Source organism: Shewanella sp. GD03713 (assembly GCF_029843705.1).
In the GTDB taxonomy this organism is placed as follows: domain Bacteria; phylum Pseudomonadota; class Gammaproteobacteria; order Enterobacterales; family Shewanellaceae; genus Shewanella.
In genome coordinates, this window is sequence record NZ_JAOCIW010000001.1 from 1,551,248 (window position 1) to 1,563,667 (window position 12,420).

General features: G+C 45.2%; 12 protein-coding genes and 4 pseudogenes. 11 read left to right on the plus strand and 5 right to left on the minus strand.

What is annotated here, in order from left to right:
- The first annotated feature begins 102 nt into the window (after positions 1–102).
- The gene (locus N5E87_RS06985) at positions 103–345 is read left to right on the plus strand and encodes a type II toxin-antitoxin system ParD family antitoxin (protein ID WP_014610908.1); all 243 of its coding nucleotides are present in this window, start codon (positions 103–105) and stop codon (positions 343–345) included.
- Positions 338–595 carry a type II toxin-antitoxin system RelE/ParE family toxin gene (locus N5E87_RS06990; RefSeq protein ID WP_279775215.1) on the plus strand — a complete coding sequence of 86 codons (258 nt, stop codon included), beginning with the start codon at positions 338–340 and terminating at the stop codon, positions 593–595. The genes N5E87_RS06985 and N5E87_RS06990 overlap by 8 nt, the downstream gene beginning before the upstream one ends.
- Here N5E87_RS06990 and N5E87_RS06995 read toward each other — a convergent pair.
- A complete protein-coding gene (locus N5E87_RS06995; RefSeq protein WP_279775216.1) occupies positions 592–1,797 on the minus strand; it encodes a transposase in 1,206 nt (401 codons plus the stop codon). The genes N5E87_RS06990 and N5E87_RS06995 overlap by 4 nt on opposite strands.
- A 45-nt stretch (positions 1,798–1,842) precedes the next feature.
- Between N5E87_RS06995 and tnpA the strand changes: the two genes are divergently transcribed.
- The 4 genes and pseudogenes from tnpA to N5E87_RS07015 form a co-directional block, all read left to right on the plus strand.
- Positions 1,843–2,259: an IS200/IS605 family transposase gene (gene tnpA / locus N5E87_RS07000; RefSeq protein WP_037426855.1), complete on the plus strand. Its 417-nt coding sequence runs from the start codon at positions 1,843–1,845 to the stop codon at positions 2,257–2,259.
- Positions 2,260–2,652: 393 nt separating this feature from the next.
- The gene (locus tag N5E87_RS07005) at positions 2,653–2,943 is read left to right on the plus strand and encodes an AbrB/MazE/SpoVT family DNA-binding domain-containing protein (protein ID WP_220777345.1); all 291 of its coding nucleotides are present in this window, start codon (positions 2,653–2,655) and stop codon (positions 2,941–2,943) included.
- Positions 2,943–3,272, plus strand: coding sequence for a type II toxin-antitoxin system PemK/MazF family toxin (locus N5E87_RS07010; protein WP_014610905.1), 330 nt, complete (start codon positions 2,943–2,945; stop codon positions 3,270–3,272). Before N5E87_RS07005 ends, N5E87_RS07010 begins: the two co-directional genes overlap by 1 nt.
- Before the next feature lie 129 nt (positions 3,273–3,401).
- Positions 3,402–3,751 (plus strand): annotated as a pseudogene (locus tag N5E87_RS07015) (helix-turn-helix domain-containing protein); the annotation flags it as partial.
- Positions 3,752–3,779: 28 nt separating this feature from the next.
- Here the strand turns inward: N5E87_RS07015 and N5E87_RS07020 are convergent.
- Positions 3,780–4,007: pseudogene (locus N5E87_RS07020) on the minus strand (transposase); the annotation flags it as partial.
- A gap of 186 nt (positions 4,008–4,193) precedes the next feature.
- A complete protein-coding gene (locus tag N5E87_RS07025) occupies positions 4,194–4,577 on the minus strand; it encodes a group II intron maturase-specific domain-containing protein (RefSeq protein ID WP_347881463.1) in 384 nt (127 codons plus the stop codon).
- Positions 4,578–4,665: 88 nt separating this feature from the next.
- On the opposite strand from N5E87_RS07025, the gene N5E87_RS07030 reads away from it, so the two are divergent.
- A protein-coding gene (locus tag N5E87_RS07030) for an IS3 family transposase (protein ID WP_088213182.1) occupies positions 4,666–6,221 on the plus strand; the annotation gives its coding sequence in 2 pieces (ribosomal slippage) (positions 4,666–5,128 and positions 5,128–6,221; 1,557 coding nt in all).
- A 39-nt stretch (positions 6,222–6,260) separates the two neighbouring features.
- On the opposite strand, the pseudogene N5E87_RS07035 reads toward N5E87_RS07030, so the two are convergent.
- Both N5E87_RS07035 and N5E87_RS07040 read right to left on the minus strand, forming a co-directional pair.
- Positions 6,261–7,391: pseudogene (locus N5E87_RS07035) on the minus strand (reverse transcriptase domain-containing protein); the annotation flags it as partial.
- Positions 7,392–8,049: 658 nt separating this feature from the next.
- Positions 8,050–8,753 (minus strand): annotated as a pseudogene (locus tag N5E87_RS07040) (IS3 family transposase); the annotation flags it as partial.
- Between the two features lie 283 nt (positions 8,754–9,036).
- Here N5E87_RS07040 and N5E87_RS07045 point away from each other — a divergent pair.
- From N5E87_RS07045 to N5E87_RS07060, 4 genes are all read left to right on the plus strand, one after another.
- The gene (locus N5E87_RS07045) at positions 9,037–9,342 is read left to right on the plus strand and encodes a helix-turn-helix domain-containing protein (protein ID WP_004249763.1); all 306 of its coding nucleotides are present in this window, start codon (positions 9,037–9,039) and stop codon (positions 9,340–9,342) included.
- Complete coding sequence (locus N5E87_RS07050; RefSeq protein WP_014610931.1) at positions 9,339–10,589, plus strand: type II toxin-antitoxin system HipA family toxin; 1,251 nt, start codon at positions 9,339–9,341, stop codon at positions 10,587–10,589. Before N5E87_RS07045 ends, N5E87_RS07050 begins: the two co-directional genes overlap by 4 nt.
- A gap of 1,037 nt (positions 10,590–11,626) precedes the next feature.
- Entirely contained in the window at positions 11,627–11,872 is a 246-nt protein-coding gene (locus N5E87_RS07055) for a type II toxin-antitoxin system CcdA family antitoxin (RefSeq protein WP_014610893.1), read from the plus strand.
- Positions 11,872–12,189: a CcdB family protein gene (locus N5E87_RS07060; protein ID WP_279775217.1), complete on the plus strand. Its 318-nt coding sequence runs from the start codon at positions 11,872–11,874 to the stop codon at positions 12,187–12,189. Before N5E87_RS07055 ends, N5E87_RS07060 begins: the two co-directional genes overlap by 1 nt.
- The last annotated feature ends 231 nt before the right edge of the window (positions 12,190–12,420 follow it).

Sequence of the window (12,420 nt, forward strand, 5' to 3'; positions counted from 1 at the left end):
TTGTGCCTTTGCCTAGACGCTTACTCATTAACATTACTTTGATTTGGTATCTAACATCATATATTATTGCTGTGTTAACTATTCACACAAATCGGTGGAAACATGTCACGGACAACCAGTGTTACTATCGGATCACAGTTAGATGAATTTGTCAGTCAGCTTATTTCGTCAGGTCGCTATGGCTCGACAAGCGAAGTTGTTCGTTCTGCCTTACGACTATTAGAAAGACAAGAAAACCAGACGATAGCTTTGAAAATGGCGATTGAAGCTGGTGAGCAAAGTGGTGAATGCGCATTATCACTTCATGACATCGCTGCAATGGTGAAACAAAAGCACAATGTATAAACTTTCCAACCTTGCTGCCGAAGACTTTGAGCGAATTTTTGAATACACCCTATTGAACTTTGGTGTTAAGCAAGCGGATGACTATACGGTAAGTATGCATAATGCTTTGTTGGCAATCACTGAGCAGCCTCTAATGGGGCATGAGTGTCCAGAAATTGCTAAAGAACTTCGACGTCATAATCATCATAAACATGCGATTTTCTTTGACATCCTCCTCGCCGTAAACGACGAGGATTCCTACTGCGGTTAGGCGCGAACGCCGGACTCGCTTCGGTGGGTTCCTGCTGCTGGCGGCATTGTTGCACCACTCACTTCACAGGCTAATCGGGCGTGTCCCGCCCTTAATACATTGATCGCGCCGACGACATCGGCGTTTTCTTCAAAGCCACATTCCACACAGGCAAACCGAGCTTGCGTGGCGCGGTTATTCTTCGATATGTGACCACAGCACGGACACGTCCGGCTGGTGTTTTTCGGTGGAACGGCGATCAGGTGGCCGCCATTCCATGCCAGCTTGTAATCGAGCTGGCGACGGAACTCAAACCAGCCTTGATCAAGAATGGCTTTATTCAGGCCTGACTTCGCCCTAACATTCCTACCCTGTTGCTCGGCGGTTCCTGCCGCTGATTTTGACATGTTTTTGACCTGCAAATCTTCAATACAGACTATCGCGTGGTTTTTGCTAATGTCGTTTGATATTTTATGCAGGTAGTCACGGCGGCTGTTGCCGATATTGGAATGAATGCGCTGAACTTTGGCTTTGGCCTTTTTCCCGTTATTGCTGAATTTTACCTTGCGGCTCATGGCCTGCTGCGCCTTGCGCAAAGCGGTTTCGTGCCGTTTGAAACTGTTGAGCGGGGCGTAGAAACGGCCATCGGACAGGGTGGCAAAGCGGGCAATGCCCATGTCAATGCCGATGGCATCGCCCTGATGCACGGCAATTTCAACTTCCCGCTCGGTCTGGATCGATACATACCACTTACCACAAACCTGACTGACCGTGACGTTTTTAATCTCACCTTCCACCGTCCGACTGTTGCGGTAACGCAGCCAGCCGAGCTTGGGCAGGAAGAGTCGATTATTACCTTGCTCCAGTTTCACCCCTTGTGGATAGCGAAAGCTATCTGACTGACCCTTCTTTTTGAAGCGCGGGAAGTCTGCTCGTTTGGCAAAGAAATTTTTGTACGCCCGATCTAAATCTTTCAGCGACTGTTGCAGCGTTTGAGAAGGTGAATCAGACAGCCATTTTGTTTCTGGCTCTGCTTTCCATTGTGGTAACAGATTATTCAGTTCAAAGGCCGATAGTTTCTTTTCACCCTGCTCATGTCGTTCTTTTTGCAACGCCAGCGCCTTGTTATAGACAAACCGACAAGCACCGGAGAAGCGGCGCATCTGGCGCTGCTGCTCTCCAGTGACAATCAGTTCGAATTTGTAGGCTTGCAGTCGTTGCATGGCTTGCTCATACTGTGTCAATACAACTCAATTATAGATTGGTCTATGGAAATTGAAAGCGATTTAAGGCATGGCAGGCATTGTGTTTTTAAAATGCACGTTCATTTGGTCTTTGTAACAAAATACCGACGAAATGTCTTTACCAAAGAAGTGCTGGATGATCTAAAAATCTTTTTTGAAAAGGTCTGTCTTGATTTTGAATCAGAGCTGGTTGAGTTCGACGGTGAAGACGACCATGTGCATTTGTTGGTGAATTACCCGCCGAAGGTGGCCGTGTCGAATCTGGTTAACAGTCTCAAAGGTGTATCCAGCCGGATGATCCGAAAAAAGAATTACCCTTCGATCAAAAAGAAACTCTGGGGAGGTGCGCTCTGGTCGCCCAGTTATTTTGCGGGGAGCTGTGGTGGTGCGCCAATTGAGATCATCCGGCAGTATATTGAGCAGCAACAAACTCCGGCGTAGCCCTCAGAACGGCTTCGCCGTTGCGCTATTCATCCTCGCCCTGAACGGCGAGGTTTTCCGCGCTATCCGATAAAAAACAGACTTATGGGATCTACATCCTCCGCATCCTTCATCAACAAATGGAACCATTACGGCATTTTTATCCAGATACTGAGTGACTTCTCACCGCCCTATCGGGTGATGCTTTTTATTTCGTTAGCCGCTGCTCGATAGTATCGAAACTTACGCAGCTTCCATAAGCAGAAATGACCGTCCAGCCGCCTTTAATTCTAGAACTCTTGAATTGCTGGGTTGGCCGTATCTTGATGTTGATCCGCGAGCTATCAGCCAAGCACTCGATATTGCACCTTAATATGGGGTTATACATTGTATAACCCCATATTTGGTGGTAGCATGTTTAAACAATGTATCATGGTTGGTGAGGTTAATATGCAGACCAGTATCAAAAAATGGGGGAACTCTGCCGGAGCAATTATCCCTGCTGCCGTGCTGAAGAAGGCAGGGTTCGGTATGGGGGATCAAGTTGAAATAGAGGTTGTTCAGGGGTGTATTGTGATGAGCCCAGCAACCCCAATATTCACACTTGATGAGTTGCTAAGTGCCAGTCCAAAAGGGTCTTTTGAACTTGATTCAGAAGATACTCAATGGCTGAGTTCGTCACCTGTAGGCAAGGAAGAAATCTAATGAGTTACACCCCAAAACGAGGTGACATAGTGTGGATTGATTTTGACCCATCTGCGGGACACGAGCAGGCTCATCATCGTCCTGCGCTGGTACTTTCGCCTGAGCCGTTCAACAAGCAAATTCAACTTGCTTTAGTCGCACCAATAACATCTAGGGTTAGAGGTCATGGTTTCGAGGTTGCTGTTGATACCGATAAAACCAAAGGTGTTGTTTTGTGTCAACAAGTCAAGACGATTGACTACGCAGCAAGGGACGTCAAGTATATCGAAAAAGCTCCCGTTGCAGTGCTAAATGAAGTGCTCGCAAAAGTGCGAGTATTGGTCAGTTAAGAAGAGGAAATCAGATATGGCTCAACCCTCCTATACTCGTGATCAATGAAGATGCTTGATTTTCAGTGACATGAGGATTAAGGTCGCTGTCACGAGACTACTCCTGACCAAAAACAAGTCCTAGAGACCCTGCATGCTCAAACGCGTGACGGGCTTGTTTGTGACCGCATTAAAGCAGTACTTCTTGCATCCGAAGGCTGGACCGCGACAATGATTTCTCAAGCATTACGGATAAATGAATCAACGGTCCGCCGTCACCTTGCCGATTACACCTTGTCAGAGAAGCTCAAGTCTGAAAATGTCGCGGTTCACAAAGCCTGTAATCTGTTGAGCAAACCGCAGAGTTAATTGCCCATTTAACTCAGACTCAGGCAACCAAAATCTCACACGGCTGGATATATACAGGGCAGGACAAAGCCAAAGAAACCAACGGCAGTCGTAGGCGGCGTAAACTGATTGTAAGCTTACGGCAGCATAGCTGAACTTAATCAACATAGTCTGATTTACTAAATTAGCGCGAGCATTCGCTGCTTTTTCATGGCATTTGGCGACCATCAATCTAGTTTTTGCTTTTCTTGATAGCTGACGCTGCTTACGTCTGAGGTTTTTCTCAGCACGCTTTACAAATCTTCGGTTGGCTATCTTTTTGCCATTCGATTCGATGGCGAAATGAAACAGCCCCAGATCAACACCTGTGACCTTGCTTGCAGTGTGAAGTAAAGTTGGTACTTCCACTCCTGATCTGATCCGGCAACACTGGACACGCCACTAAGCTACTTTCTTTAATTCATAGTTTTCTGGCCAGATAGAGCCAGCCCTCGTTGGTTAGCAGTAGAGTAAGAGGCAGAGCGTAGTCGAACTATTTCTCTGCTTCTCCTCTCCGAACCGTACGTGCACCTTTCAGCGCATACGGCTCTCCGCTTAATTGTGGCTAACAGCCATGGCAACATCGCTATAGCGAGACGTGACAGTATTTCTAATTTCATCTCTGAGGTAGGGGTTTGCTCCTGGTGATCGCCATCTAAAGGGTAATTTAGGACTACTCACTAATCTAAATAGTGACGCGTCACATAAATTTCCACGATTGCTTTTACCAAATAATACCCATGTCGTCGCCTGATTTGGTGTTGGACGTTTGATCCATTTCATCATTAACGATTTAATAGAACAACGATATTTTCTAGCCAACCACTTAGCGAGTTTCCAGAAAATAATACGATCAATTTTGCTGTAAACTTTCGCGGTGTAATCAGTATGTCGATAAAATTGTGCCCAACCCTTAAGTTTGCGATTGAGTTGTTCCACTTTGTCTATCTTGCCCCCTGTGTCAGGATTGTTGTCACCCCTAAATAATCATTATTTTTAAAGACAGGGTGCGGCAAAAGAGAACAAAATGGCTCGGTATTCACCAGAACGTAAAGAGGCGATCCTTAAAAAATTATTACCGCCTCACAATTTAACGGTCGCAGAGGTTGCTCGGGAAGAAGGCATTGCGGTGCAAACCTTGTATCATTGGCGGGATATTGCCAGAAAAGAAGGTCGCCCCGTGCCAGGTAAAACATTAACAGCCGATGATTGGTCAGCTGAAGCCAAACTTGCCGTGATTATTGAAACTGCTCCGCTATCAGAAGCAGAAATAAGCCAGTATTGTCGTGAAAAAGGCTTGTACCGCGAACAAGTACAACAGTGGAAGTTGGAGTGCTTGTCTGGTTTTCAAACCTCAGAAGTACAAACTAAAACCATTAAACAGCAGGCCAAGGCTGACAAAGCCGAAATCAAATCGCTGCAACGGGAATTGCGCTACAAAGAGAAAGCGTTGGCAGAAGCTGCCGCATTACTGGTGCTCAGAAAAAAGCTCAATGCGCTCTGGGGGGACGACAGCGAGGAGAGCTAACCCCCTTGCCTGAGCGCATAGCATTGATTGCCTTAATTCAAGAGGCCTATACCAATGGTGCTCGCCTTTATAAGGCTTGTGCTGAAACGGGCCTCAGTAAGCGTACCTATCGACGTTGGTATCGAGAAGGTCAAGTACAAGCTGATTTAAGGCCGACAGCGGCTCGTCCAGAGCCCGCCAATAAACTCGAAGAACATGAGCGACAACAGATATTAAGTGTGTGTAATCAAGCGGAGTACGCCAGCTTACCCCCGTCGCAAATTGTGCCAACATTATTAGATAACGGGATTTATATCGCTTCGGAATCCAGCTTCTACAGAGTGTTAAATGCTCATGGTCAACTTAACCATCGTGGTCGCACTCAGGCTGCTGTTAATCGAAGCAAACCGTTAAGTTATCGGGCAGATGGGCCGAATCAAGTGTGGTCGTGGGACATCACTTATTTGGCTTCAACCGTCAAAGGCCAGTTTTATTATCTGTACATGTTTGAAGATATTTACAGTAGAAAAATAGTGGGTTACGAAGTTCACGAACAAGAATGCGGTGAGTACGCCGCCGCGCTAATCCAACGCTGCATGTTACGCGAACAATGTTTTAATACGCCATTAGTGCTGCACTCTGATAATGGGGCGCCGATGAAGTCATTGACCATGAAAGCCAAGCTAGAAGAACTCGGTATTACGGCATCATTAAGTCGGCCGCGGGTGAGTAACGACAACCCCTTTTCAGAGTCGTTATTTAAAACCTTAAAATACCGACCACAGTGGCCTGCATCAGGTTTTAGCAGCTTAGCAACAGCAAGAGAATGGGTGGAAAAGTTTGTAACCTGGTACAACGATGAACATAAACACAGCCAGCTCAATTTTGTCTCACCAGGACAACGTCATGCTCAGCTAGATAACGCTATTTTAGCCAAGCGTAAGGAAGTGCTTGAAGCGGCAAAGGCAAGAAGACCGACGCGCTGGTCTAAAGACGTGAGAAATTGTGAGGCAGTTGGGCCCGTGACCCTAAACCCAGATAAAGCACCAATAGAAGGGGTAATAAATGCAGCTTAATATTTAAGCAAAGAGTGACAACTACCTTGAAAAACACCGCTTGCTACAGCTATGATCTCCTGATAAAGCCTGACTCAATGAATGAGAAAATGCTTTGGCTTTACCGTTTGGAATACCAGACACCACTCGCATATTTCCATTAGGTCCACGCTTTCGAATGATCCTATGTCCGAGAAATATAAAACCGTCATTCACATGTGTAATATGAGTTTTATCCATATTTAACGTGAGTTGCAGCTTACCTTCTAGGAAGTGTCGACATTGGTCCCGAATTGCCTCTGCTTGTTGTTTATTGCCTTTGACAATCACTAGAAAGTCATCAGCATAACGGCAATAAGCAACGGCAGGTTTCCATTGTCTGTTTTCCTCAACCGCAGGTTTTCGCTTGATTTTGATACTGTGGTTCCAGTACCAGCGGTCTTTACGGGCTTTCTTGCTCAAGTAACATTTATCCAAATATTGATCGAACTCATTAAGCATTATGTTTGACAATAACGGAGAAATTACACCACCTTGTGGTACGTCTTCGCTTGTTGCACAAAATAGGTTACGTTCAATATGTCCAGCTTTAATGAAGCGCCAAAGCAAATCATTAAATCGACGGCAGTTGATCCGTTTACGAACACATTTCATCAATAATCGATGGTGAACTGTATCAAAATAACTTGATAAGTCTCCTTCAATTATCCAGCGACCACTAGGCTCATTGGATTCGGTCATTTGTAGTTTAACCGTGCGAATGGCGTGATGGACACTGCGCTCTGGTCTAAAGCCATAGGACAACGAATGAAAATCATTTTCCCATATCGGCTCCATTGCCATGAGCATGGCACGTTGAACTATTCTATCCCTAAGCGTTGGTATACCTAAAGGACGTAGCTTTCCATTGGCCTTGGGAATATAGATCCGTCTAGCAGGCATCGGTTGATAGTTACCTGACAGCAGATCATCTCTGATCTCATCAAGATAACCAGCCAAATAAGCCTGTATATGAATCTTTGTTATTCCATCAACACCAGGCGTTTTAGCACCTTTTGAAGAAAGCGTTACTTCAGCCGCTTGGCGAAGCCAATGCGGGTGACTGATAAGGCGCAGCAGTCGATTAACGCGACGCGTTTTATCGGTTGCTGTCCATGTTGCTAATTTACGTTGCTGTTCGCTGATTATCAAAGGTCTTCACCTCATTAAGGTCAGGTAATTTGCTGACGCAAATCAATTAAACTGTGTCCCTTCGCCATGTAATGGGATTTCCCCATCTCAGACTACTACGAACACTCCGCCAGCTTGTTTGTCATCAGGGTCATGCTCCCTTAGCATTCAAAACAAACCTTCCCCGGTTTATCTACCTGAACTCAAACATATTGGGGTGGATGCCGATCGCAGTCTTTGACCTTATCGTACTGTAAGGTGATGATGCTTAAACGCAGAATTGTGATTTAACGTTTATCCATTGATAAGTACATATTTATTACTCATTAATTCGGCAATAGTGCCCATACATTTAGCACTATTGCAGTACCATATTGCCTGTTAATTCGTGTAGGCAATGGCGACGTTTCAGCCCATAGATGCGGGTTAACCGGTTCATGTTCTTCATCCGTCCAATACTTAGTCTAGAGGAGCATCTTGGCTTAACGAATTCGCCTCACTCCCCGTTGTCAGCGAGTTACATCACCTTATCAGCATACGATAAGTCACTGCCGCTCAGACTCAACTATCTGCACAACCAGATAGTGCCATAAACAATGTAGCTCCTGCCGTAGTGTTCATGTATTTCAGATAGACTCGTGGCTCATTAAAGCATTCCATGCTAGTGCTGAACTCCGGGCACACAATACGTGATGTCACCTACCCATTTCTGGTTGGGCGCATCCGCACTAAAGTTCTGCTCCAGCAAATTTGGGGCCACTGGCAACTGATGGTTGCTATCTGTGGTCACCTTGAACTTACGAGCTGCTTTGGCTTTTAACCCTTGTCTTTTCATGCTGTTCAATATCGTTTTCAGATCTGCATGGTCGCCATTTTCAGCCAACGCAACCTGAATACGGCGCGCACCGTCACGTTGCTTACCTTGCGTAAAAGCCTTATTGATTTTCTCGTCCAGCGCGGCCCGCCGTAGGGCTTTCTCGCCAGGTTCTTCACCGGTACGACGCCACTGATAATACCCACTTCGAGATACACCAAACACAGCGGCCATGCGCAGCAGGCGGAACCTGTGTTGGTGCTCCAGCATAAATTCAAATGCAGCTACTTTTGATTTTTCGCGAAGTAGGTTGCGGCCTTTTTTAAGATGGCTAAATCCTCAGCCTGATCAGCCAGTTGGCGACGTAACTTAGCTACTTCGGCCGCTAGTTCAGCTTCACGCTGGCTGGTAGTGGATTTTTTCTCTGATGCATTACGCCAGTTGTAAATCTGGGTTTCGTATAGCTTCAACTGCGGTGCTGCTTCGGCCACGCCAACACGCTCGGTCAGTTTCTGGGCTTCGGTTTTAAATTCTGCGGTATAAGTCTTACGGTTCTTTTTAGTTGTCATAGGCACCTCGTTATGTGATTTTACTCACTTAGCGCGGTGTACAGAACTACTGGATCAGATCACACAAAAGTGTGATTTGGTTGCCTTTGACATTCAGGGATTCACATCATCGCTTTGGCCAACGCGCAATCTAAACCTAAAAGTGGGATATAAATCCTATAATATTCAGTAAAGTGGGAATATAGTCCTGCCTTTCACATGTTAGAGTTGCTTTGATTTCAAAGTTGGACTATATTCCCATTAATGGCTGAATAGTGGGAATATAGTCCCTTTGGTTGGTGGTGTGGCTAAGCGTGATTTACACAATGTACTGTTTCCAAAACAACGCAAAATCCTGACTCATTTTGGTGAGGACTTGTTGTTGGCGATGAAACGACGTGGTTTTACAAAAAAGCTGCTGTGTGAACGTACTGGTTTTGATCATAAAACCGTGAACAAAGTCTTCGCAGGTGATCCGGGCGTTGCCATAGGCACTTACTTAAAAGTAATGGCCGTACTTGGCATGGAAAGCAACTTTGCGGAAATGGCCGCTCATGATGAAGTGGGTATCAAGCTGCAAAACATAAAATTGCTGGAAGGTTCAAGATGAGCCGTGAAATCGTCGAAGTCTATGCCGACTGGCAGCCAATCGAAGCGCCACTGCTAATAGGGCGGCTTACTTATAGCGATTCAAGCCGAGGTGGCGTGTTTAGTTTTGCCTACGATAAAGCATTTTTAACCTCAACCTGTCGCTTGCAAATTGATCCAATCTTGACGCTTCACTCCGGTGAACTCTACAACGATGAAGCCGATAAAAACTTTCGCGCATTTCTTGATTCATCGCCTGATAGATGGGGACGTATTTTAATGCAACGGCGTGCGGCGATTGATGCGCGCAAAGGCATTCGAGCAACAAGTCGATTAAACGAATTGGATTACCTGTTGGGCGTGCACGACTCTTACCGGATGGGTGGTATTCGATTTAAGCGAGCAGGCTCGAATGCTTTTTTGGACGACAATTCTGAATTTGCTGCGCCGCCAATGGCTTCTTTGCGAGAGCTAGAGCACGCAGCCATGCAGATTGAAAAAGACGATGACATCGACAGTGACGAGTATTATCGCTGGTTGAAAATGCTGATTTCTCCAGGCTCATCATTAGGTGGTGCAAGGCCCAAGGCTTGTGTCACAGATGAACAAGGCCACTTGTGGATTGCAAAGTTTCCCAATCTAAATGATACCCATGACGTGGGCGCATGGGAGATGGTCTGTTATGAATTGGCTTTGGCGGCAGGTGTTGACATGTTTCCAAGTGAGATCAAGCAGTTTTCGTCACAGCACCATACCTTTTTAACAAAACGGTTTGACCGCGATGGCGAAAAGCGACTGCATTTTTCATCGGCCATGACACAGCTTCAATACTATGATGGTGAACAATTTCAAGGTGCCAGCTACTTAGAGATTGCTGAATTTATTTCCAATTGTGGTGCGCAAACCGAAGCTGATTTAGCACAGTTATGGCGACGTATCGTGTTTAATATTGCGGTGTCCAACACGGATGATCACCTGCGTAACCATGGGTTTTTATTAACAAAGAATGGTTGGAAGTTATCACCCGCTTATGATTTAAACCCGATAGTGGGTAAGCATGGCCTGCATCTGAATATTACCGATACAGACAACGCTCTAGACTACCAATTAGCCTTTGACGTAAAAGACTTCTTCCGACTTTCGCAAACCCAAGCCACGCAAATTTACGATGAAGTATTAATGGCGGTTAAGCAATGGCAAACCGTTGCTAAGCGGCTAGGGGTCAGCCGAGCCGAGCAAACCATGAAACAATCAGCGTTTAACGTTTAATGGTGAGCTTACGGCAGCGTAGCTCAACTTATTTCAATTAATAATCAACAGATCCTTATTACGTATCAAAGCGCCTCTGCCAACTGATTTGAACCACTGACTTTTTTGTATCGATCTTGTAATTGTAAACTATACCCTTTTTCTAGTAGCCATGAAGAGTTCAGTACAACACCTTTAGGTGCTATAAAAAAGTAGTTGGTTTATTTTGCTTTGATTTTCTAAACTCGTAGGATAAAAGTAACTTAAAGCTGTGGAACAAGGAGGCGCAAAGGATATGCGCCCTGTCATTGAGAAAGAACTTCTTCATTACGACATCTTGTATGCACTGGATGAAGCTTGGGTACTCGATAACTTGGTTTTTCAGGGCGGAACTTCACTGCGTTTGTGCCGAGAATCAAATCGATATAGTGAATATCTTGATTTGCAGGAGGTAGGGACTTCAATAGTAAGATGTTAATTGCAATGAAGCAGGTCATTGAAAAGTATATCGGTAATCGGTATGGGCTTGAGGTGTAGCTCGTAGCATGTTCAGTGACATATGATGCAAATTAGCGACATTTTATGCCGCATTCTCCCGGTAAATTTGGCAGGCATCCTCGCCAAATATTACATCTAACTGTTGACGGCGAAACTATTCATGGTGACCCAGAACGTATTCACGAATGTCCGTCCAACCACGAGCCCCTGCAATGACGGCACTGAGAGCACCAAACTGAGCATCAAATAATGCTTTCATTTAGTTGTTGCATAGGCCCATTGCACGATTTAATGAATACAGGGGGAGTATATAGCATATAAGGCGCAGCAAAAAGGACGGCCTTCGGCTGGGAGACGCTTTGGCGTTGCGACGCAACTGCTAGAACGCCACTACGTGGCTCTAGGGTTTAGACTCTAGTAGCGATGCGCTTAAGCATTCTACGAATGCTGTTTTACTGCTGCAGGTTATAGATACACTCAGCGCCATCTTTGATGGCTTGTTATATATCCTATCCATACTTATAATTTATGCGCACAAACAACGCGCATGGGTTATTGTTATGAGAAACAAATATAGCAATCAAGTACACAAAAAAGCTACAAATTTAAGCTTAAACAGTGAGTTATTAGCGGAAGCTAAACGCCTGAACATAAATCTTTCAGCGACAATGGAAAAGGCTCTTGAGAAAGAAGTAAAGCATCGTCTAAAAGCCGAATGGTTAGAACAAAATGCCCAAGCGATTAACGCTTGCAATGAATTGGTTGAAAAACAAGGCTTATTTTCTGATTCTTACCGAGTATTCTAATGTCACAGTTTGCCTTATACCAAAACCACGATAAGCGCACTGCAATTGCATATCCTTACTTTGTTGATGTTCAAAGTGAATTGCTTAATATCTTGAATACTCGGTTAGTTATTCCGCTAACACCTGTCGAACTATTGGAGAAAAAAGCCCCTAGGCATTTATGCCCTGTGATCCATATCGATGAGGGTGACTTCGTGATGTTAACTCACCAAATGGCAAGTGTACCAACGAAGATTTTACGTGAGCCTGTCAATGAGTTGAGTAGTTTCAGGGATGAGATCGTAGCGGCTATCGATTTTTTGATTACTGGCATATAACAGAAGCTGGAGCGTTGCTCGAGATGTATGGACTCCTTTGGCTAATCTTTGAATCGATTAAGACCGTATCCTCTTAGTGGGAGGGAGTCCATACATCTAGGAACGCCGTTTTACCGCTGCAGGTTACTGAACGGGCTCCGCCCGGACGGTGAGCTTGCGAGCGTTCAGTCAACCGTCAACGTCTTTGCTTTTCCTCCCATCTTATTTTCTCTGACTGTTTTTGCGTTTTTT

What these genes read in the sequence shown, in the direction of transcription:
- N5E87_RS07010 (WP_014610905.1), top strand. Translation starts at nt 2,943, where the DNA reads ATGAGTTACACCCCAAAACGAGGTGACATAGTGTGGATTGATTTTGAC.
- N5E87_RS07060 (WP_279775217.1), top strand. Translation starts at nt 11,872, where the DNA reads ATGTCACAGTTTGCCTTATACCAAAACCACGATAAGCGCACTGCAATT.
- N5E87_RS07050 (WP_014610931.1), top strand. Translation starts at nt 9,339, where the DNA reads ATGAGCCGTGAAATCGTCGAAGTCTATGCCGACTGGCAGCCAATCGAA.
- N5E87_RS06985 (WP_014610908.1), top strand. Translation starts at nt 103, where the DNA reads ATGTCACGGACAACCAGTGTTACTATCGGATCACAGTTAGATGAATTT.
- N5E87_RS06990 (WP_279775215.1), top strand. Translation starts at nt 338, where the DNA reads ATGTATAAACTTTCCAACCTTGCTGCCGAAGACTTTGAGCGAATTTTT.
- tnpA (WP_037426855.1), top strand. Translation starts at nt 1,843, where the DNA reads ATGGAAATTGAAAGCGATTTAAGGCATGGCAGGCATTGTGTTTTTAAA.
- N5E87_RS07005 (WP_220777345.1), top strand. Translation starts at nt 2,653, where the DNA reads ATGTTTAAACAATGTATCATGGTTGGTGAGGTTAATATGCAGACCAGT.
- N5E87_RS06995 (WP_279775216.1), bottom strand. Translation starts at nt 1,797, where the DNA reads ATGCAACGACTGCAAGCCTACAAATTCGAACTGATTGTCACTGGAGAG.
- N5E87_RS07055 (WP_014610893.1), top strand. Translation starts at nt 11,627, where the DNA reads ATGAGAAACAAATATAGCAATCAAGTACACAAAAAAGCTACAAATTTA.